General features: G+C 39.5%; 16 protein-coding genes and 2 tRNA genes. 7 read left to right on the forward strand and 11 right to left on the reverse strand.

Annotated elements, in window-relative coordinates; genetic code table 11:
* The first annotated feature begins 192 nt into the window (after nucleotides 1-192).
* Both H5125_RS14015 and H5125_RS14020 read left to right on the forward strand, forming a co-directional pair.
* Nucleotides 193-287: transfer RNA gene (locus H5125_RS14015), tRNA-OTHER, on the forward strand.
* 46 nt (nucleotides 288-333) lie between these two features.
* Nucleotides 334-409: transfer RNA gene (locus H5125_RS14020), tRNA-Met, on the forward strand.
* Between the two features lie 407 nt (nucleotides 410-816).
* On the opposite strand, the gene H5125_RS14025 is transcribed toward H5125_RS14020, so the two are convergent.
* The 7 genes from H5125_RS14025 to prmB form a co-directional block, all read right to left on the reverse strand.
* Nucleotides 817-1,179 (reverse strand): rhodanese-like domain-containing protein, encoded by a 363-nt coding sequence (locus H5125_RS14025; RefSeq protein ID WP_182744542.1) that lies wholly within the window; start codon nucleotides 1,177-1,179, stop codon nucleotides 817-819.
* 423 nt (nucleotides 1,180-1,602) lie between these two features.
* Nucleotides 1,603-2,151: an RNA methyltransferase gene (locus tag H5125_RS14030; protein WP_182744543.1), complete on the reverse strand. Its 549-nt coding sequence runs from the start codon at nucleotides 2,149-2,151 to the stop codon at nucleotides 1,603-1,605.
* 23 nt (nucleotides 2,152-2,174) lie between these two features.
* Nucleotides 2,175-2,453, reverse strand: coding sequence for a YfcL family protein (locus tag H5125_RS14035; protein ID WP_101086601.1), 279 nt, complete (start codon nucleotides 2,451-2,453; stop codon nucleotides 2,175-2,177).
* A 3-nt stretch (nucleotides 2,454-2,456) separates the two neighbouring features.
* Nucleotides 2,457-3,611 carry an ATP-NAD kinase family protein gene (locus H5125_RS14040; protein ID WP_182744544.1) on the reverse strand — a complete coding sequence of 385 codons (1,155 nt, stop codon included), beginning with the start codon at nucleotides 3,609-3,611 and terminating at the stop codon, nucleotides 2,457-2,459.
* Between the two features lie 71 nt (nucleotides 3,612-3,682).
* Nucleotides 3,683-4,855 carry an MFS transporter gene (locus tag H5125_RS14045; RefSeq protein WP_162023527.1) on the reverse strand — a complete coding sequence of 391 codons (1,173 nt, stop codon included), beginning with the start codon at nucleotides 4,853-4,855 and terminating at the stop codon, nucleotides 3,683-3,685.
* Nucleotides 4,855-5,949 carry a chorismate synthase gene (gene aroC, locus H5125_RS14050; RefSeq protein ID WP_162023528.1) on the reverse strand — a complete coding sequence of 365 codons (1,095 nt, stop codon included), beginning with the start codon at nucleotides 5,947-5,949 and terminating at the stop codon, nucleotides 4,855-4,857. Before aroC ends, H5125_RS14045 begins: the two co-directional genes overlap by 1 nt.
* 56 nt (nucleotides 5,950-6,005) lie before the next feature.
* A complete protein-coding gene (prmB, locus tag H5125_RS14055; RefSeq protein ID WP_101086598.1) occupies nucleotides 6,006-6,950 on the reverse strand; it encodes a 50S ribosomal protein L3 N(5)-glutamine methyltransferase in 945 nt (314 codons plus the stop codon).
* A 79-nt stretch (nucleotides 6,951-7,029) separates the two neighbouring features.
* On the opposite strand from prmB, the gene smrB reads away from it, so the two are divergent.
* On the forward strand, nucleotides 7,030-7,557 hold the full coding sequence (smrB, locus tag H5125_RS14060; protein WP_162023529.1) for an endonuclease SmrB: 528 nt from the start codon (nucleotides 7,030-7,032) through the stop codon (nucleotides 7,555-7,557).
* Between the two features lie 84 nt (nucleotides 7,558-7,641).
* Here smrB and sixA read toward each other — a convergent pair whose 3' ends face one another.
* On the reverse strand, nucleotides 7,642-8,115 hold the full coding sequence (gene sixA / locus H5125_RS14065) for a phosphohistidine phosphatase SixA (RefSeq protein ID WP_162023530.1): 474 nt from the start codon (nucleotides 8,113-8,115) through the stop codon (nucleotides 7,642-7,644).
* Nucleotides 8,116-8,303: 188 nt separating this feature from the next.
* Here sixA and H5125_RS14070 point away from each other — a divergent pair, with 188 nt between their 5' ends.
* The 3 genes from H5125_RS14070 (at nucleotide 8,304) to H5125_RS14080 (ending at nucleotide 16,353) form a co-directional block, all read left to right on the forward strand.
* Entirely contained in the window at nucleotides 8,304-11,093 is a 2,790-nt protein-coding gene (locus tag H5125_RS14070) for an insulinase family protein (RefSeq protein WP_162023531.1), read from the forward strand.
* A 247-nt stretch (nucleotides 11,094-11,340) separates the two neighbouring features.
* Nucleotides 11,341-15,687 (forward strand): EAL domain-containing protein, encoded by a 4,347-nt coding sequence (locus H5125_RS14075; protein ID WP_182744545.1) that lies wholly within the window; start codon nucleotides 11,341-11,343, stop codon nucleotides 15,685-15,687.
* Between the two features lie 105 nt (nucleotides 15,688-15,792).
* Nucleotides 15,793-16,353, forward strand: a complete 561-nt coding sequence (locus H5125_RS14080; protein WP_101086593.1) for a hypothetical protein — start codon at nucleotides 15,793-15,795, stop codon at nucleotides 16,351-16,353.
* A 236-nt stretch (nucleotides 16,354-16,589) separates the two neighbouring features.
* On the opposite strand, the gene H5125_RS14085 is transcribed toward H5125_RS14080, so the two are convergent.
* The 3 genes from H5125_RS14085 to fadI all read right to left on the reverse strand — a co-directional run bounded on the left by H5125_RS14085 (nucleotide 16,590) and on the right by fadI (nucleotide 20,561).
* Entirely contained in the window at nucleotides 16,590-16,802 is a 213-nt protein-coding gene (locus tag H5125_RS14085) for a hypothetical protein (RefSeq protein ID WP_101086592.1), read from the reverse strand.
* Between the two features lie 316 nt (nucleotides 16,803-17,118).
* Complete coding sequence (fadJ, locus tag H5125_RS14090) at nucleotides 17,119-19,245, reverse strand: fatty acid oxidation complex subunit alpha FadJ (RefSeq protein WP_182744546.1); 2,127 nt, start codon at nucleotides 19,243-19,245, stop codon at nucleotides 17,119-17,121.
* 5 nt (nucleotides 19,246-19,250) lie between these two features.
* Entirely contained in the window at nucleotides 19,251-20,561 is a 1,311-nt protein-coding gene (gene fadI / locus H5125_RS14095; protein ID WP_059744448.1) for an acetyl-CoA C-acyltransferase FadI, read from the reverse strand.
* A 248-nt stretch (nucleotides 20,562-20,809) separates the two neighbouring features.
* Between fadI and H5125_RS14100 the strand changes: the two genes are divergently transcribed.
* Nucleotides 20,810-21,766 carry a MoxR family ATPase gene (locus H5125_RS14100; protein WP_059744447.1) on the forward strand — a complete coding sequence of 319 codons (957 nt, stop codon included), beginning with the start codon at nucleotides 20,810-20,812 and terminating at the stop codon, nucleotides 21,764-21,766.
* Nucleotides 21,767-21,793 lie beyond the last annotated feature (27 nt).

Raw genomic sequence — 21,793 nt, forward strand, 5'->3', positions numbered from 1 at the left:
CGCAACCATTTCTTTAGTCAATAGAATAAAAATAATTGATAGTGTTTTCGGACGCAGGATAGTGCAGTTGATAACTTGCCGGGCTCAGCTTTTTATAAATGAAGAGTCGAAGGCCGTAGTTTTTTATCAAGTCCTACTCCCGCAACCATTTCTTTAGTCAATAGAATAAAAATAATTGATAGTGTTTTCGGACGCAGGATAGAGTAGTTGGTAGCTTGTCGGGCTTAGATTTTTATCAATAAAGAGTCGAAGGTCGTAGTTTTTATCAAGTCCTACTCCCGCAACCATTTCTTTCGTCAATAGAATTAAAATAATTGATAGCGTTTTATCGGACGCGGGATGGAGCAGTTGGTAGCTCGTCGGGCTCATAACCCGAAGGTCGTAGGTTCAAGTCCTACTCCCGCAACCATTTTCTATTAATAATTTTCTCATTTCAATTAACTCCCTTTTTAAACCCTTAAAATCCCATTGTACAATTAGTCCTGTCGTCATGCTCAGCTTTTTATAAACAAAGAGTCGAAGGTCTTAGATTTTTATCAAGTCCTACCCCCGCAACCATTTTCTATTGTTATACCTTTCCTTTTAATTTCCCTGCTTTAATTATCTGCACCTAGAACTATATCTTTATCGTGCCCCTATTTTTATATTTTAATCTCAATCTCACATGTTAATTAATTTTTATAGCTCGTCCAGAGTATGAAATGATTAATGTCACTCGCCGGACTCAAAAAATAAAAGCTGTTATGAGCCCAGACGACATTTATATCCCCAGCCCCAAAAATATTAACGTCATCAGTTGAGTCTCTTTCTAGTGCGTTATTTTGATGTTGGTAGCGATAATTTCCACCAACTCAGCATCCCACCTTTAAGTTGATATACATCAGTAAATCCAAACTGTTTAAGTTTTCTAACCCCAGAGATACTGCGATGGGCAGAGAGACATATCACGACAGTTGTTATCTCTGGTGATAATTCAAGCTGTTTTATCGAATCAATAGAAAGCGACGTGATAGGCAGGTTTTTAGAACCTTCAATATGCGACTTGTGCCATTCCATTTTTGAGCGAACATCTACAATCTGAATATCATTCTTCTGAAGTCGTTTATGTACTTCTTGGGCGCTCATTTCGGGTACTTTTCCAAACGGTAGCCACTGACACAGTTTCTTTAATATCGACATCTATGCATTCCTAATATTGATTTCTAATGTGTATGCTTAACTAAAGCCGAATTCAGAGGCATTCATTACCAAGCCATCAAGCTAAATAGTGACAAGTTAACTTTATGGAAAACATCATCATGAATGGCGATTGCCTTTCCTATGTCTAATGTCTACCACACAAGTCGTTTCATCAAGCTTTGATCCACTATTTATATTACCGACTTGAAATCTGACATTAAACAACAATCAAGAAACAGAGCTTTTAAAAAAAAGCTCTGTTTCTACATAATACAGCAGCATTATATTAACTATGCGATCATGCAGCACTGGCTTGTTGTATTTATAGTCACTGTTGTCGACGATTTTGCGCTACAACACATCAATAAAAATGCCGAATGATTTCTCATTCGGCATTATCTAAAGTGCAATACAGTTATTTCATCAAAGTGACTTCAACCAGTGTTTCACTTTGGTGCGATTATTATTGTCACGACTTTGCTTAATTAATTCATCATCAGCTTTAATTTGACTCGTTTTAGCCAACCGGTCATAGAGCAAAACATTCACAGATGCAGCTAAATTCATACACCCTACAGTCGGTACATACACAACATCATCAGCAGCATCAATTAATTGCTGTGGAATAGTGCCGTCTTCCGGACCGAATATATAAAAGGCATTATCTGGATGAGAGAATAAAGGCAACGGAGTCGCCCCAACGACAAGATCGACACAGACTATGGTTGCGCCATCAGGCACACTATCAAGTAATGACTCGACACCAGTTAAAGGAATACGCTTGGCAGCATCTTTAGTGTCAACATCGTATTGAGCATCACCCGACTTAGCCGCCAATTCATAACGTTTTCCGGTATAGCAAACGTTATCAACACCGTAGCAACCAGCTGCTCGCATAATGCCGCCAACATTGACCGGCGTTTTGGGATTAACTAAACCTATAGTGACTTGTTGCAATGAGGAATTTACCATAAAAGCTGTTTATCTATTCCGGGTTATGCCGCTTGAGCGACAATACGTTGACGTAACTGCTGCCATGCAGCTTCCACTAATGAAAAATCATGTTCATCTAATTCTTCATTTGCCAACGCAAGACATTTAACCAACTTTTGATCAAGCGCAGGTAAATCTTGTTCAGGTTCGACTTCTAATTCAGCTAATACAACGGCGACGTGGCCTTGTAAATAACCACAAGCAAATAACGCATCGTCATCGCTGTGGCTAACACTGTCTTCAATCCAAGACTCTAATGCTGCATCGTACTGTTCTAACATGTTCTAGTTCTCCACTAAATCTGGGTTGGCTACTTGATACATTACGTAATCATGGTAACCCGTGACTATTTTGTAATAGCCAGTGAGTGCTTTATCTAATTCAGGGTCGCCACTATCCACAATTAATGGCCTACCTTCAAGTGCTTTTAGCTTAGTTTTTGTGGCCAGGATTAAAATATTGTCTTTTTCTAGTTGCCGGATCAGTTCCGGTGACAACTGCTGATTGCCACGACCCAATATATGCCCTTGCCCACCGATTAATGTAATCACTAGCTTGACGCTAGAATACCTTTTTTTATCGGCAATCAACGCGAGTAATTGTTGCGCGGTAACATCCTTAGCAATCACGCTTTTATGCTGAATAACATCAACACCAAGCAAAGTATTTTCTAAACCAAGGTCTTCCATGACTGCCGCTACGGTGCTGCCTGAACCCATGATATAAAGTTCATCGTCCATTGATTCAATCACATCGGCGGCAATATCGGCCAACACTAATTCATCAACTTCTTTACCGCCCATTTTCACGGCTTGTATATATCGTGGCGCAGCAGGAACCGTCATTTCACCAAATCGTTTCGCTTTTACAATCCCCTGCCTAAACGCAGTCTCATCAATATCCATGACATCAGCAGACATTAAGCTCACTAGCTCACCTTTAAATAACATGCTGACAACAAGCCCAGAAGCATGCGGGGTAATACCGTATACACCGGAGTGAATTTTAACACCCGCTGGTACACCTAACACCGGAAATGCGTCATCAACTACAGCATAAATATCACGGGCAGTACCGTCTCCGCCAGCAAATAGCAACAAATCTAATTGATGATCAAGTAAGCATTTAACCGCTTGTTGGGTATCTATTGCAGACGTTTTTTCAATTGAGGTTGTTTCTAACGCGGTATATACATCTTGAGTCGAAAAACCCATTTGACGACATAAGCTCCCGCCCATATCACCAGATGCAGTAATAATATCGATTTGTTTAACGAAAGGTAAAATGACATCCAGAGCTTGTTGCATGCGTTGTTGTGCTTTGGGAATAGCACCTTTGGCAATAGCTTCTACGGCAACGCCGTCAGAGCCTTTTAAACCGACACTGCCTCCAAGGCCAGCTAATGGATTAATGATTACCCCTAAGCGAAAACGTTTCACACTGACTCCTTGCTGATTACATAACTTCTGTGTCTAAAAATGAAGAGTAAATGAATGACCTAGTTAACCAATTATGTATTAGTCGCTGGTTGGCCATTAATATTGGGGATAAGCAATACCGCTATCATTGATAAAAATGCACAAGCTGCCGCAAATACCCAAACCCACATAGTGCTACTACCATCACCCCAAATCATGCCACTTATCCACGTGCCTAATGCGCCACCCACACCAAAACTGACACTGGCATATAACGCTTGGCCAGTACTTCGATGACTGATGGAAAAATGACGGTGAATGAAATGGATTGAAGCGGCATGGACTAAACCAAAAGTGAAAGCATGTAATAGTTGGCTGATGACCAATAATGAAACGTGTTCAACACCAAATGCCAACAATAACCAACGAATGGCAGTTAACAGAATGCTCACCACAAGCAATACTCGAATACCGTATTGGCGAATAAGACGGGATGAATAAAAGAAAATAACAATTTCAGCTAGCACGCCCAAGGCAACTAGCATTCCAGCGATGGTCTCAGAGTAGCCAACCTGCTTTAGATATAATACAAAAAAACCATAAAATGGTCCGACACTCATCTGCAATAACATTGCAGATAGCATAAACCACACTAATGATTTATCAAATGTAAGTTTAGGACGCTCAGATTTATTGACTACAACACTACGGTTAGCGGGTAAAGGCAATGAGCAAGCAAACAAACCTAAAAACAGTATCATCCCCATATAAGGCAACACTTCGGGGCCCCAGTGATCAATCGCTAATCCACCACTTATCACCAAAATAATATAACCAACACTGCCCCAACTTCGAATGGCACCATAACGTTCAGCTTTATCACCAAGCGTTTCTAACGTAATCACTTCTAACTGAGCAAGAATGGAATTCCAAAAGAAAGTGTATATGGCTAAACTAACCGCAAGATACATGAAGCTGCCGTCGAAGAAAAAACTGGTATAGGTAATCGCTGCAGCAAAGGAGCCAAGCTTTATCAATTCTGCTCGCATACCAGTGCGATCGGCTACAGCCGCCCATACGTTAGGCGCGACAATTCGAGTGGCCATTAAAATGGCCAACAAAAAACCTATCTCTTGGGCATTGAAACCTCGGCTATCAAAGAAAACCCCCAAATAGGGAACCATGATGCCAAGAATAGAAAAGAAAAAGAAATAACAAGCGCTGAGCCAGCGTAAATCTGGTTCAGCGGGTTTCAATGAGGACATTATCGCATTCCGATAACGGGTGTTTGACTAGTAACATCTTGGTTTTGCGCACGATGTCTTAACAAGTGATCCATCAATACAATCGCGAGCATCGCTTCAGCAATAGGCACGGCGCGAATACCCACACAAGGATCATGACGACCTTTGGTGATCATATCGATTGTTTCGCCCTGCACTGTCATGCTTTGACCTGGTACGCTAATGCTCGAGGTAGGTTTTAGCGCAATATGAGCCACAACAGGTTGGCCAGATGAAATGCCGCCCAATACGCCACCTGCATGGTTAGATGCAAAACCTTGTGGTGACATTAAATCACGACCTTCAGAGCCTTTCTGAGTAACAACGCCAAAACCATCACCAATTTCAACACCTTTAACGGCATTAATGCCCATTAACGCATGCGCGATATCAGCATCAAGGCGATCAAATACGGGTTCGCCTAATCCCACAGGAACACCAGTGGCTGCAACAGTAATTTTGGCGCCTATTGAATCACCAGATTTACGTAAGCCACGCATGTACTCATCTAATGCTTCTAATTTACTGGCATCAGGGAAGAAAAATGCATTTTGCTCAATTTGAGTCAAATCAATAGTGTCAGCACTAATAGGTCCTAGCTGAGCAAGATAGCCATGAATTTCAATGCCGTGCACTTGCTTGAGGTATTTTTTTGCTATCGCACCTGCGGCAACTCGCATTGCCGTTTCACGTGCAGACGAGCGCCCGCCGCCACGGTAATCACGCATGCCATACTTTTGTTGGTAGGTATAATCTGCATGACCAGGACGAAACGTGTCTTTAATATCTGAATAGTCTTGGCTACGTTGATCGGTATTCTCAATCAACAAACCAATAGAGGTGCCAGTGGTTTTACCTTCAAACACTCCTGACAAAATTCTTACTTCATCAGCTTCACGGCGTGCCGTTGTATAACGTGACGTGCCAGGACGACGACGGTCTAAATCATGTTGCATATCTTCAACGGTTAACTCCAGTCCTGGAGGGCAGCCATCAATGATACAACCTAAAGCAACACCATGGCTTTCACCAAATGTTGTAACAACAAAGTTTTGACCAATACTATTTCCTGACATGCGCGTTAACTACCTCTATTAATTATTCACTTCATTGAGTGCGATTCTTGTCGCTATTATTCACTATCTTTATAGATGGCGAAAAGTGATTCATTTTCAACTAGCTGATCACGGGTTAATACAAACACGCCATCACCGCCAAATTCAAAATCAACCCAAGCAAATGGCATATCAGGATATTGCTCAATCAAATGCACCATTGAATTACCGACTTCAACGACTAGCAAACCCGTTTCTGTTAAATAATCTGCCGCATTAGCTAAGATACGCTTGGTTAAATCTAAGCCATCATTGCCAGACGCTAACCCAATAGCAGGTTCGTGATGATACTCTTCAGGCATATCACCAATATCTTGTGCATCTACATATGGAGGATTAGACACAATTAAGTCGTAATGCTGGCCTTTTGGAATCGCTGAGAATAAATCGGATTGCATCGGGAAAACACGATCCAACACGCCCAAAGATTCAATATTAATTTGGGCAACTTCAAGTGCGTCTTCGCTAATATCTAATGCGTCAACTTCAGCATCTTCAAACGCATAGGCACAAGCAATGGCAATACAAGCACTGCCAGTGCATAAATCCATAATGCGATTAACCGGTTTGTTATATAACCATGGGCTAAAATGATGATTGATCATTTCGGCAATCGGCGAACGCGGAACCAGTACGCGTTCATCAACATAAAATTCAAGACCCGCAAATTTGGCTTTATTGGTCAAATACGGTACCGGTAAACGTTCACGTACACGGCGAATAATTAATTCAACGATTTTGTGTTTTTCACTACTGGTCAGGTTACTTAAAATAACCTGCTGGCCGATATCTTCTGGTAAGTGTAGAGCATCAAAAACCAATGCAATGGCTTCGTCCCAAGCATTATCCGTTCCGTGACCATAATAAATATTGGCATCATTAAAACGGCTGACAGCCCAACGTAACATATCAGCGATAGTACGTAACTCAGTGACAGCTTCATCTACAAAGATCTTATCCAAAACACACTCCTTAAAAATTGTTCTGCGCTATTGTAACTGATGTCTATTAAGATGACCTAGAATTCAATACAATACGCCCATGAAAGACGATAATTATCCAGACTTATCGCTGTTTAGTGCATTAATCGAGGGTATCAAACCGCTAAGGCAAGATACTCACCACTTTAAACAGCCTGTCAAAGCCAAACAACAGTTCGAAATAAAAGAACAGCAGATTCATGCTGATAGCTATTTTTCGGATACATATCAGCCGCTTCTGCCGGTAGATGGCCCTATGCGTTGGATTAATACCAGCACAGATAAGCATGAATTAAAACGCTTAAGGCGTGGTGACTATTCTCCGGACCTGTTGCTTGATTTGCATGGCATGCGTCAAGCAGAAGCCAAACTTGAATTAGCCGCACTTATCCAAGCATGTGTTAAGCAAAACACGATTTGTTGCTGCGTAATGCACGGCTATGGAATGGGTATTTTAAAACAGCAAACACCAATGTGGTTAGCACAACACCCAAACGTAAAAGCGTTTCACCAAGCACCCAAAGAATGGGGTGGCGATGCCGCGTTATTGGTATTAATTGATATTGGTGAACAGCCTCACCGACGTTAATACGAAGAAATAAGCGCGAACATAAAAAAGGTAAGTAATCACTTACCTTTTTTTATTCAGATGTGATTCAAAACGTTATTGTCATTACACAACAACTTGATGTGGTGCCGTCATTGCGACAAAACTCGCGTTATGCGTATGTTTGTCTATGTGAGCCACCGCAGAGGTAGCAAATAAAGGTGGCTCAACCCCCGCCACAAGCTCGCTGACCATAAATCCTAAAATTGGCATATGTGCTATAACCAATACATTATCAGCTTTATATTGCTCGGCATAAGCCAACACAACATCTATCGCCACTTTAGCATCGCCAGAGGGAGTCACATCATCAACTACTAACCACTTACGGGGTTCAGCTAAGTGTTTACTGACTTCTTGCCACGTTTGCTGCGCACGTAAATAAGGGCTCACAATCACCAAATCAAAATGGCTGACCTGTTTTGCTAACCAATTAGCCATATAGCCAGTTTGAATACGGCCTGTTTCAGTTAATTTTCGTTCCCTATCGGACAGAGCATCAAAACTCGCTTCACCATGGCGCATCAAAAATAGCTGCATACTTCTCTCGTGATGTTTTTATTATCATTCTTAACCAATTGTAGCGTTAATCAGCGCAACAACAAACCTAGAATTGAGCATATTTAGATAAACTTTAGTCGATAATTGAATAAAACTGACCAAGGTAATTTGCTAAAAAGTAATAACAAGATCAATATATAACAAGTTATCTTTTCTGGAGTCTCCTCTTGCCTGAATTTCCAGCAGTTTATAAAAGCCAAAATGATCATCGCCAATACCAATATCGAGTGTTGAACAACCAACTTCGAGTGTTATTGGTTGAAGACATGCAATCAAATCAAGCAGCCGCATCTATGGCGGTTAGTGTTGGTCATTTTGACGATCCTGTTGACCGACCAGGTATGGCGCATTTCCTTGAGCACATGTTATTTTTAGGCACCGAGAAATATCCAGATTCAGGAGAATACCACGCTTATATTAATCAACATGGTGGCAGTAATAATGCTTGGACAGGCACAGAACAAACTAACTTTTTCTATAGCATTAATGCCGAAGCCTTAGAAGGTTCATTAGACCGATTCAGTCAATTTTTTATTGCCCCAAAGTTTGACTTAGAGTTAGTGGATCGTGAAAGGCAGGCAATCGAATCTGAATTTAGCTTAAAATTAAAAGATGATATTCGCCGAGTTTACCAAGTTCAAAAAGAAACCGTTAATCCAAAACATCCATTTTCAAAATTCTCTGTCGGTAACCAAACAACTTTAGCGGGTAAACAAGCAGACATACGGGATGAACTGCTGGCTTTTTATCAACAACATTACAGTGCTAATATTATGACATTGTGCGTTGTCGCTCCACGCCCTATTGCAGAGCTAGACACCATCGTTAAAAAATACTTCTCAAACATTATCAATAGAAATGTAAGTAAACACTATCCATCTGAAGCAATGATAACGAAGGACCAACGTCAAAAACATATACAAATTGTACCGTTGAAAGATCAAAAACGAGTCAGTATTAGTTTTTCACTGCCAGAGATAGACCAATTTTATAAGCGAAAACCACTCACCTTTATCAGCCATTTACTCGGTAATGAAAGCCCAGGGAGTTTACTGTCCTATTTAAAAGTACAGGGGTTAGCCAATAACTTATCTGCTGGCGGTGGGGTTAATGGTTACAACTTCAAAGATTATTCAATCAGCATACAATTAACCGACAAGGGATTTGCAGAGCTTGATGAAGTGGTAACTTGTGTATTTGAATACATTGAACTGATTAAGCAGCAAGGTGTACAAGCATGGCGTTACCAAGAGCGAGCCAATTTACTTAACACTGCGTTTCGATTCCAAGAACAGATCAAAACCTTGGATTTAGCAAGCCATCTCAGTATCAACATGCACCATTATGATATTGAAGACATTATTTATGGCGACTATCGCATGGATGAAATGCTAGAGGATGAAACAATACAACTGCTGTCTATGATGTCGGCAGCTAATATGCGCTTACTCACGGTTGCAAAAGAATCACAGGTCGATAATCAAGCAAAATGGTACGACACTCCGTACCAAGTGAGATCATTACAACCCCAACAAATAGCAAAATGGTCTTCCGTTACGGTAAGAGAGTCACTTAAACTTCCGGAAAGAAATCCGTTTATTGTCGCCAACCCGCAAGCTAGGGCAGACAAAAGCGATACTCCAGTACCCACTATTGTTGCAGAAGGCGAAGGTTACCGTATTTGGCATAAAAAAGATGATGAATTCAATGTTCCTAAAGGGCATTTATACTTATCGTTAGACTCAGATCAAGCGAGCTCAACCCCTAGACAAGCAGCATTAACAAGACTATACGTTGAAATGCTTATCGATTATCTGACTGAACCAACATACCAAGCAGAGGTTGCTGGCCTTAACTACAATATTTACCCTCACCAAGGCGGCATTACCCTGCATTTAACCGGTTTTACGGGTAACCAAGAAAAGCTCCTCACTCTAATCATCAACAAAGCACGCGAGCGTAACTTTACCGAACAACGCTTTAGTATGATTAAAAATCAGATATTACGCAGCTGGAATAATGTTGCTCAAGCTAAGCCAATATCTCAATTATTTACCAGCTTAACCGTGTCGCTACAAAAAAGAAGTTTTGAACCCGCAAGAATGGCTGAAGAACTCACGCTACTGACACTTGATGATTTACACAATCATGTCAGCGAATTTTACAAAAAAGTTTATCTTGAAGGTTTGGTATACGGGGATTGGCTGGTTGAAGAAGCACAGCAACTCGGCAAGCGTTTGCAACATCTATTGTCTTTAGTCACGAAACCAAGCGCAGAGTCTTCACGCGAACTTATCAACCTAGATAAAAGAGGTTCATTACTTCGCGAAAAAACCATTTCCCATCAAGATAGTGCGATTATTGTTTACTATCAGTCTCGGATGGCGACACCAGAACGTGTGGCGTTATTCAGTCTACTGAACCATACAATGTCATCTACCTTTTTTCATGAGTTACGCACTAAACAACAATTAGGCTACATGGTTGGGACAGGTTACTTACCGTTAAACCGACATCCAGGGATGATTTTTTATGTGCAGTCCCCTACTACAGGTCCAAGACAACTTCTCGAAGCAATCGACGAATTCATCGCCGACTTTAATTATGCCGTTATGCAAATAACCAATGAACAATGGGAAAGCACAAAGCAAGGTATGATAAGTCAAATAATGGAACATGATACCAATCTAAAGACACGCAGCCAACGCTATTGGGTGAGCTTAGGTAACCGCGATTATGGATTTAATCAACGTGAAATGGTCGTCGCGGAAGTCGAAAAGCTCACCAGAGCTCACTTGATCAAGTTTATGGTGGCTCACATGCGCAGTAGAGATTGTGACCGTTTAGTCTTGTTTAACAGTGGTGAACAACATCACAGCCAAACAAGCCTTCGTTCAGATAATATGATTGTCGACTTAAAAACATTCAAACATCAAGCAGATAAATTTCAGTTTTAACCAGCATCGACGTTTAAAGGTCTAAAAAATATAAAGCTAGATGAATCGAAATTAGGTTAACAAAATGTCTCAATCATTGTTAACAGTACAAGCAACCAAATAAAACCTTAGTATTACATAACTAATTGATTAAAAAATAACTATAAACAAATTTTACAGCGATAATTGCGTAATATTCTATCAATCACACCTTTTTTGTTAACATGCTTTTGACAAAGGGCCTGCTTTCTGAAAAAGTAGACAATTCATGAACTTCTTTGCGGCATCAAAAGAGAATAAGTATAAATCTATGCCTAAAATTTTACTCTTTATCTGTGTTTATTTTATTTTCAGCTTTGGCGCAGCAGCCATTGAAGCTGATGACACAGAATCAAATTTCGATCTACTACTAAACTACACTAATTATGGTGTTGCGGATGGTTTGTCTCAGGACACAGTAACTGCCATCGTAGAAGATCCAGAGGGTTACGTTTGGGTTGGTACTATCAATGGATTAAATCGTTTCGACGGCAATGAATTTAAGCAATTCTATGCAGAAGAAAATGAAAATTCTCTACCCAGTTCTTTTATTCGTAATTTACTTATCGATGACAATGGCACATTATTAGTCGGGACAGATAAAGGCCTTGTATCGTATAACAAAAATACAGAGAGATTTGTTAAAAATGAAATATCAGACTTAATTGGTAAACAAACAATTTGGTCACTTTCGAAACAGAAAGAAGGTGTGATCATTGGTCTAGAAAATAGAATAATCACTTATTCCAATGCGACTAGAAACATAATATTAGACATTAATGAAAATAAATTTAAAGAGATCAAAAAAATAATAAAAAGCAAAGAATCATTATTTATTAGGAATTTTGATGGTGATGTTTTCGAATTTAAAAATCAAAGTGTTACAAAAATATTAAGCGGTACTAATGATATAGTAACTATGGAAGATAGCTTAATAGCTGTAACTAATGACGGTATCTATATTATCAATGACGGCGTATTATTATTATCAAAGCTTAAATTTAAGGCCTTAAGTTCATCGGCTAATTTTTACTCACAACATACACTTGGATTGTCTGAAAATCATCTATACGAGCTAAATTTAATCAACAAAAAATTAGAAACAAAAAAGATCGGGACTATAGATTTAAAAAAAGAAAGATTAAATAACATTATTATTTCACAAAACAAAAAGCATATTTACATTTCAAACTATGTTGATGGTTATTTTGATATATCACAAAATAAAAATTATCTAAAAAGGATAAATACTCCAGAAAAAAACATTTGGTCTATGACTAACATTGATACTGGATTACTTATCGCTAACAATAAAAGCAATATTTATCGATATAACAAATCAATATCAAATACTGTTGAAGTCAACAACCTTAATCATGGGCCTAAATCGATAATATCTATTGGTGATACCTTATTCATTGGCTCATCTGACGGTCTAACACTAAAAAATAATACGACAAAAGAAGAAAAAAAATTACTTTCTGATATTATTTTCAATATTAAAAAACACGGTAATTTTCTTTTTGCTTCTACTTTTGATGGAAAAATTTACAAGCTTAATTTTAAAGGAGAAATAATCACCCTTTTAGACACAAAAACGGGATTCCCTATATATGACACCTTACTCGATAAACAAACTTTATGGATAGCATCACAAAGCGGCTTGATAAAGTATAACAATGGTGTATTTACAAACATATTCAATCAAGATTTCGTATTCAACCTAACAAAAAATAAAAATAGTATATTTTTTGGAACAAAAAATTCAGTTTATGTATTAAAAAATGAAAATATAAAAAAAATAATAGATAGAAAGAAGATAATTTATTCAATAACAAGCATTGAAGATACTCTTACAATTGCTTCAAGTAGAGAAGTAATATTATTAGATCTTAATAAAAATAAAAAATACATTTTGAATACTGAAAATGGTTCTTTTGACGATTATAATACACAAGCAACACTTAGTATGGGTCAAGAAATAATACTTGGAAGCCCTGATGGTATGCTTCTAATTAATCCAATTGAGATCATATCAACACTAGAAAAAGAACCAAGCAACAAAATAAACTTTGAAGAACTTTTACTATTTAATTCTCCGGTAGAGGTAGGTTCGGAAAAATTGAAAGAACCACTTAATTATATTGAAAAAATCTCATTACGCTATTCGGACTACCCATTCACTATAAAATTTAATATCTTAGGGGAAAGCAATAAAGATTTTGAATTTTTTTATTATTTAGAAGATCTGGAAAAAACATGGTTATCAACTGAAGGTAATAATTCCGTAACTTATACTAATTTATCTCCTGGAAAATATAATTTTAAAATTTATGCAAAAAATCGTTCTTCCGGAAAAGAGACTAATGAAAGAAATATTAAGATATTAGTAACTCCACCATGGTGGTTATCAAATCTAGCGATAGGAATTTATGTTGCCATCATTATAATTATCATTACTTTAATTATTAAATCAGCAATACATCGTAGAAAAATCCAAAAGAAAATAGCCCAGAGTGAAGAACGTTTAAAATTATCATTATGGGGCAGTGGCGATGAAATGTGGGACTGGGATATTGAAAGTGGCAAAATCTACCGTTCTAATATATGGGGCTCTTTAGACTTCCCTCAAGACGGTCGTCGCTCGGGTAATCCTGATGAAGAAAGTAATATCCACCCTCTCGATAGAGATCGTGTGACAAGGGCGCTAAATGATCATTTCAATGCCCTAACCGATCACTTCGAAATTGCTTATCGCGTTAAAGCGCGCAACCAAGAGTGGATCTGGATTTTAGACAGAGCCAAGATAGTTGAACGTGATCAGAAAGATGTACCCCTTCGAATGACTGGCACCATTAAAGACATCAATAATATTAAGCAAGCAGAAGAGCAACTTCGTTTATTCGCTAGAGCAATTGAAAATATTTCTGAAGGGATGTTTATTCTCAATGAAAAATATCAATTTGTTGAAGTCAATAATGCCTGTTGTGAACTGGCAGCTTCGACAAAGGAAAAATTTACTCATGAAATACTCAATTTCACTCGTTATCCAGCCAGTTATTCAGAACAAATAAGAAACTTACTAAAACAGCAAGGTCGTTGGAGCGGCGAAGTTGAAGCGAGTAAAGGTAAAGACAATTATTTCTTAATGGAACTGACTATTGACGCTATATACAATGAACAAGGTGACACAAGTCATTATGTTGGCGTGTTTTCCGATATAACTCGCCGTAAACAACAAGAAGAAGAACTCAGAAAACTAACCAATAATGACTTACTTACCGGTTTACCCAATCGGTCTAGTTTGCAAGTGACACTCAGCAACCTAGTTAAAAAGGATGTTCATCACACCCTAATGGTGCTTGATTTAGATAATTTTAAACGTATTAATGACTCATTAGGCCATCAAATTGGTGATGACTTATTAATTGGTGTTGCTGAGCGTATAAAGTTAGCCATCCCAAAACATGCCAGCTTATACCGTCTAGGCGGCGATGAATTTGCCTTACTCGTAGATCAACACCCTGATATCGGATCATGTGCCGCCATTGCAACGCAAGTGATAAATTGTCTAAAGCCAGCTTTCACTCTTAATAATGACTCACTGGTACTAGGCATTAGTATCGGAATTGTGCTTTATCCTGAAGACGAGCAAAACGAGCAAGCATTGTTACGTAAAGCAGATATCGCCATGTATCACGCTAAGTCTGGTGGTGGCAACCGCTATCAGTTTTATTCTGAGTCATTAAATCAAAATGCTTTACGTCAGCTTGAAATCGAAAGTTTAATCAGAGAAGCACTCAAAGACGATTTGTTTGAAGTATATTACCAACCCAAAATCGATGTGAAGAAAGATCGTCTTAACGGAATGGAAGCATTAGTGAGATTAAATCATCCTAAATTAGGCCTGATTGGACCGAATGAATTTATCCCCCTTGCCGAAGAAAATGGTTTAATCGTTGAAATTGGTGATGTCGTCTTGCGAAAAGCGTGTTTTGCTGCGCAGAAATGGCTCGAACTAGGATTATTTAGTGGTCGTGTTGCTGTCAATTTATCGTCAAGACAATTTGCTCTGCCCGATTTACAGCAACGAATAGAGTCAATTTTACGACTCACAAAGTTACCAGCTAAACACTTAGAGCTTGAAATCACTGAAGGAACTGTCATTAAAGATCCCGAACAAGCGATTAAAGTGATGCAGCAATTGGCTAGAATGGGTGTCAGCCTTGCTCTTGACGACTTTGGGACAGGTTATTCCTCTTTGTCTTATCTAAAGCGATTTCCTATTAATTGCTTAAAGATCGATAAAACCTTTGTTGATGACATAGATAAATCTGACCGAGACCTCAAGATGGTCGATTCAATTATTACTATTGCCCACAATATGGGACTGACCGTGGTAGGTGAAGGGGTTGAACAAACCGCACAACTCAATATATTAAAAGCACTTAATTGCGAAGAGATTCAAGGCTATATCTATAGTAAGCCTATTAAAGAAGCTGACTTTGAGCTTATGTTGAATGCAGACAAACTTAAATTTGAAGCATTAAACGGTACATTAAAGAAAAATAAATAACTACCTCTTATATTTGGCATAACAAATGCAAATGCAAGTTCAGTTGTCAAAATAATATTGTTATTTAACCCTGAGCTTCAATTACAAAATATAAGAGAGATTAAAATGATTAAAGGAATAATTACAGTTGCGGTTTTATCGGCATTATCATTCAATGGCTATTCAATGGTAAATAGTCCTATGACCGAAGCAGCAAATACTTGCAATGTTAGCATGTTAGACACTCGAACAGCTAAAATCCCGGGTGTTAAATTGCTTAACTCCCAAACAGCTAAAATCCCGGGCGTTAAACTGCTTAACACTCAAACAGTTAAAATCCCGGGCGTTAAACTGCTTAACTCTCAAACAGCTAAAATCCCGGGCGTTAAACTGCTTAACACCCAAACAGCTAAAATCCCGGGCGTTAAACTGCTTAACTCTCAAACAGCTAAAATCCCGGGCGTTAAACTGCTTAACACCCAAACAGCTAAAATCCCGGGCGTTAAACTGCTTAACACCCAAACAGCTAAAATCCCGGGCGTTAAACTGCTTAACTCTCAAACAGCTAAAATCCCGGGCGTTAAACTGCTTAACTCTCAAACAGCTAAAATCCCAGGTGTTAAACTGCTTAACTCTCAAACAGCTAAAATCCCGGGCGTTAAACTGCTTAACACCCAAACAGCTTAAGGAGAACCCTATGTTTACTTCTCTAAAAATAGCACTTGGTTTAGCAAAACCAGCTCGTAAAAAAGTAAAATTGCCTGAAGGTTTAAATCACCTTGAAGTCATCCAAGCTAGAGCTTGGTGGAAGTAATTATTGAGATACTGATGATTAACCATCAGCCATAAAAAAAGGAGCATAAGCTCCTTTTTTGTTGTTTTGAATTTGAATTTGAATTTTTATATAGCAAACTAAAATGAGTTTAACCTTCTATTCTATAGCGGCCATGTCGCCAAACCTTCATATCAGCCAAGCGTTTGTGGGTGCTAAACAATGGGTAAGTGAGTGGCCCTAATATACAACCTACACATCCCCATCGCTTTACGGCTAAACCATGCTGATAAGCTGCAAAACCAAATAAAAAACCACTACTAATACTCACTAAAATAAGCATGAATAACCAACTAAACTGCATTATCGCTGACTCCAAATAACTCAGTTAACTTAATCCCTACTTATACAACATTACGATTCATCTTTGACTCGCAAGCAATCATGTTAACGCCATTATATCGAGGTGATTACAGCTTAATGGCGAAATATCATTCGTATGATCGTTTACGCTATCATCCTTGACTTATCATACTAAATAACGGGCATTATACCGTAAAGAAGTATCTGATTGATTAAAAATAAGGCAAAGGTATGCCTTTGTTACATAAAAAAGCGGCAATTCACTGCCGCTTTTTTACAATTTGATAACTAAATATTATCAATAACAATCACTCGGTTTACTTTTTATAAAATTGGCTGCCATCACTAGCCATTTTTACTAACGTATCACACGGTGCGAAACGGTCACCGTACAGTGATTGATAACCTTGTAAAGTTGCCACTAAATTACTTGCACCTAAGGTGTCGATATAACGGAACGGGCCGCCCAAGAATGGCGGGAAGCCAATACCGAATATAGCACCGATGTCACCATCTCTTGCAGAGGCAATAATCCCTTCTTCAAGACAACGAACAGCTTCATTGAGCATTTGAATAGTACAACGCTCTGCCACATCTTTTGCTTCTTTATCCGAAGCGATTAAGATATCGAGCACTTTGTAAACGGATTCATCAACCAATTTGGCTTTTTTAGCTTTAGGTCCGTATTGATAGAAACCTTTACCATTTTTACGACCCTTACGGTCATCGGCTAATAACTTGTCAAATGCTGCAGGTGCTTTAAAGCGATCGCCGAGCTCTTTTTCTAAAATTGGCGAAATTTTAGCACCTACGTCAATGCCCACTTCATCAAGCAAAGTCATCGGTCCCACAGGGAAACCAAACTTCACTAATGCGCGATCTAGGTGTTCAACACGTTGACCTTCAAGTAATAACTGCGCAGCTTCGTTCATATACAGGGCTAGAATACGGTTTACATAAAAACCTGCGCCGTCTTGAACCACAATAGGTGTCTTTCCTTGCTTGCGTGCAAACGCCACTGTAGTTGCAATCGTTTCTGGCGATGTGGTTTTATGGGCAATCACCTCAACTAACGGCATTTTTTCTACCGGAGAAAAGTAATGTAGGCCAATCACATTTTCAGGACGACTTGCCGCTGCGGCAATCTGACCAATCGGTAATGAAGACGTATTAGAAGCAAAAATGGTGTTTTCACCACATTCACGCTCAACGTCTTGAACCATTTTATGTTTAAGTGCTAAATCTTCAAATACCGCTTCAACAACGATATCGGCATCTTTAATACCTGTATATTCAGTCGTCGTTGTCATTAATGCCATGATATTGTCACGCGCTATAGGTGTCATATGACGACGCTTAACGCCTTTATCTAGCAGTTTGTAAGCATATGATAGTGCGTTACTTAATCCCTGCTCTGAAATGTCTTTGACACGCGCTGGAATTTTAGCTTTAGTGGTTGTTACAGACGCAATACCACCGCCCATTAACCCACCGCCTAATACCATTACTTTTTTAACTTTGCGTGGCACAGCACCTTCAGCACCAGTTTCTTTTTTCATTTCAGTGGTGGCAAAGAACAAGCTACGTAATGCTGCCGACTCTTTCGACATCACTAAATTAGCAAAATGAGTTGCTTCAACCTCAAGCCCTTTCACCATGCCTTTATTCATACCTTGACGAACACAATCGATGATTTTAGCTGGCGCAGGATAATTCCCCTGAGTTTTTTTCATTACCTGTTTGCGAGCTTGATCAAACATAATATCGCGAGTAAATGAAGATGATTCTAAAAACTGATTAAGTTTAGATTGCACCACAGGTTTTGCAGCTTGTTTACTTTTTTTTGCTAGCTCTATCGCGGTTTCAAGCAAAATAGAGTTAGGCACAACATCATTCACTAACCCCATTTTTAATGCTTGTTTAGGACGAATTTGCTTGCCAGTAAGCATCATATCTAACGCAGTTGCAATTCCGACTAGTCGAGGTAAACGCTGAGTACCGCCGCCGCCGGGCAACAAACCCAGTTGCACTTCAGGCACCCCTAGCATGGTTTTTTTATCGTCACTGCATACGCGTAAATGACACGCTAGCGCTAATTCTAAGCCACCACCTAAACAAGCACCATTGATAGCAGCAACAACAGGAATTGATAATCCTTCAAGCTCAGAAAAAACCACATGACCTTGTTGTGACAATGCCTTAGCATCAGCTTCACTCTTGCAAGCTGCTAACATGGTGATATCGGCACCGGCAACAAACGAATCAGCCTTACCAGATATAACAACCAAGCCTTTAATGCTGTTATCAGCTTTGATTTCAGTTAATATTTCACTAATTTCAGGACCAAATTGTTCTTTTAAGGTGTTCATGGTTTCGCCAGGAACGTCCATTGTTAAAATGGCAATACCATCGTCACGACGAGCTAAATTAAATGTTTTTTCCATGCTCATTACTCCACCTCCAAAATCATTGCCACACCTAAACCGCCAGCAGCACAAGCAGTTGCTAAACCAGTACCACCACCACGACGCTTAAGTTCATTACACACTTGGGTAATCAAACGCGTACCGGTTGCCGCAAAAGGATGACCATAGGCTAATGAACCGCCTAATACGTTAAACTTACTCATGTCTATTTCGCCTATCGCGCGATTGCGACCCAGCTTCTCTGCTGCAAACTTTTTAGAACCAAACATCTGCATATTGGCCAATGTTTGTGCCGCAAATGCTTCGTGCATTTCAATCAGCGTTAAATCTTCTAATTCCATTCCAGCACGTTTTAATGCTAATGGCGTCGCATACGAAGGCCCCATTAACATGTCTTGCCATACATCGATGGCCGTAAACGCATAACTCTTGATGTAACCAATAGGTTGATACCCTAAGGCTTTAGCACGACCTTCACTCATTAAAATAATGGCCGATGCACCATCGGTTAATGGCGTGCTGTTGGCGGCAGTAACGGTACCGTGCTTACGGTCAAATGCGGGACGCAATTTGGCGTAAGACTCTAATACAGAGTTTTCACGAATATTATTATCACGATCAATAAACTGTTTGTAAGGTGGAATATGAGCTGTCATCACTTCTTGTTGAAGCACGCCAGAATTCCACGTTTCAGTAGCCAATGTATGTGAACGATGCGCTAATGCATCTTGATCTGCACGGCTAATGTTGTAAGTCTTAGCCATTTGTTCTGCGGTTTGCCCCATAGACAAACCCGTTGAATACTCAGCAACCGCTGGCGGTACCGGCATCAGGTCTTTCAAGCCTAAACGACGTGCAATCGCAAATTTTTGCTTAAAAGTACGCGCTTTATTTAAATCGACTAAAGCATGTGCAAGCTTTTTTGATACTCCAATAGGTAGTACTGAAGACGAGTCAGACCCACCAGCTAAGCCGATTTCAATATTGCCGGTCATAATTGATTCAGCTACGTTAACCGCCGACTGAAAACTGGTTGCACAAGCTCGGGTGACAGAGTAAGCATCTGTTGACACATTCATGCCAGTACCTAGTACAATTTCACGAGCAATATTGGGTGCTGCAGGCATTTGCACAACTTGACCATAGACAAGCTGCTCAATTAACTGAGAGTCGATTTCAGAGCGAGACAGCAACTCATTAACCACCATTTTGCCCATATCTAGCGCTGATACGCCATGAAAGGCGGTTGCTTGCTTTGCAAATGGTGTTCTTAAACCGGCAACAATCGCAATGCGCTCACCCCGGGAATTTGTTACTTGTTGTCTATCACTCATGTGTCACCCTCTATTATTGTTAGCTTATCTCGGCTCTGCCGGTAAATTTTTATTTTGCCAGATAATCTGGTCAGACCATCAAAGTGTGACCTGATTCTAACTTTTTATTGAATAGTTTTAAACAGGCGTTTACAACTATCTACTTCATAAAGAGTTAAATTGTGTTAATCCTACTAGCCAAAAACCAATAGAATTCATAACATAGGGTGTAATAATCCCAATGCCAACTAAATAAATTGAGTACAGCTATGCCATTAAGTCGTTTCCACTCACTACGCACCTATTTAGATAATGTTGTCTTAGGTCAACCCGTATTAACTGAGAACTTGCTGATAGCACTTATCGCAAACGGACATTTATTAGTTGAAGGTCCTCCTGGCTTAGCCAAAACTCGTGCAGTAAAAGCATTATGTGATGGAGTAGAAGGCGAGTTTCATCGTATTCAGTTCACTCCCGATTTATTGCCTGCCGATTTAACTGGCACTGATATTTATCGTCAGCAAACAGGGACATTCGAATTTGAAGCGGGGCCAATTTTCCATAATCTAATCCTAGCAGATGAAATTAATCGTGCCCCAGCTAAAGTTCAGTCAGCGCTATTAGAAGCCATGGCTGAAGGCCAGGTTACCGTTGGTAAAAATAGTTATCCTTTACCACCACTATTCTTAGTGATGGCTACACAGAATCCGCTAGAAAACGAAGGTACTTATCCGCTGCCAGAAGCGCAATTAGATCGTTTTTTAATGCACTTAAATCTCGATTATCCTAGCGCAGAAACCGAAGTCGAAATCTTACGCCAATCGCGTAAAGAGGCCAAAACACATCAGTTGCCTACGATAGACCCCGTCGCACAAGCCGATGTGTTTGCAGCAAGAGATCAGGCATTAGATATTTACTTAGCTGAACCATTAGAGAAATACATCGTTGAAATTGTGATGGCGACTCGACAACCTGCGCGCTACAGTGCTGATTTAGCTAAATGGCTTGAATATGGTGTCAGTCCTCGCGCCACAATTTCACTGGAACGTTGCGCCAGAGCGCGTGCTTGGTTACATGAACGAGACTTTGTTTCACCAGAAGACATTCAAGCTGTTGCGCCTAATGTGTTACGTCACCGTTTGTTACTCAGTTATCAAGCGCAAGCGGAAGGCGTTACGGCAGATCAGGTGATTGATCACATTCTTAGTCAAGTTGCCGTACCGTAAATGTTGCAGCACGAGCACCTATTATTA

The sequence above is a fragment of the Shewanella sp. SR44-4 genome, from assembly GCF_014163715.1.
Lineage (GTDB): Bacteria > Pseudomonadota > Gammaproteobacteria > Enterobacterales > Shewanellaceae > Shewanella.

Excerpts from the sequence above, each read along its gene's own strand:
- H5125_RS14030 (WP_182744543.1), bottom strand. The coding sequence starts at position 2,151 with ATGGTAAATTCCTCATTGCAACAAGTCACTATAGGTTTAGTTAATCCC.
- H5125_RS14075 (WP_182744545.1), top strand. The coding sequence starts at position 11,341 with ATGAACTTCTTTGCGGCATCAAAAGAGAATAAGTATAAATCTATGCCT.
- H5125_RS14035 (WP_101086601.1), bottom strand. The coding sequence starts at position 2,453 with ATGTTAGAACAGTACGATGCAGCATTAGAGTCTTGGATTGAAGACAGT.
- H5125_RS14025 (WP_182744542.1), bottom strand. The coding sequence starts at position 1,179 with ATGTCGATATTAAAGAAACTGTGTCAGTGGCTACCGTTTGGAAAAGTA.
- fadI (WP_059744448.1), bottom strand. The coding sequence starts at position 20,561 with ATGAGTGATAGACAACAAGTAACAAATTCCCGGGGTGAGCGCATTGCG.
- sixA (WP_162023530.1), bottom strand. The coding sequence starts at position 8,115 with ATGCAGCTATTTTTGATGCGCCATGGTGAAGCGAGTTTTGATGCTCTG.
- H5125_RS14080 (WP_101086593.1), top strand. The coding sequence starts at position 15,793 with ATGATTAAAGGAATAATTACAGTTGCGGTTTTATCGGCATTATCATTC.
- H5125_RS14100 (WP_059744447.1), top strand. The coding sequence starts at position 20,810 with ATGCCATTAAGTCGTTTCCACTCACTACGCACCTATTTAGATAATGTT.
- aroC (WP_162023528.1), bottom strand. The coding sequence starts at position 5,949 with ATGTCAGGAAATAGTATTGGTCAAAACTTTGTTGTTACAACATTTGGT.
- H5125_RS14045 (WP_162023527.1), bottom strand. The coding sequence starts at position 4,855 with ATGTCCTCATTGAAACCCGCTGAACCAGATTTACGCTGGCTCAGCGCT.
- smrB (WP_162023529.1), top strand. The coding sequence starts at position 7,030 with ATGAAAGACGATAATTATCCAGACTTATCGCTGTTTAGTGCATTAATC.
- H5125_RS14085 (WP_101086592.1), bottom strand. The coding sequence starts at position 16,802 with ATGCAGTTTAGTTGGTTATTCATGCTTATTTTAGTGAGTATTAGTAGT.
- fadJ (WP_182744546.1), bottom strand. The coding sequence starts at position 19,245 with ATGGAAAAAACATTTAATTTAGCTCGTCGTGACGATGGTATTGCCATT.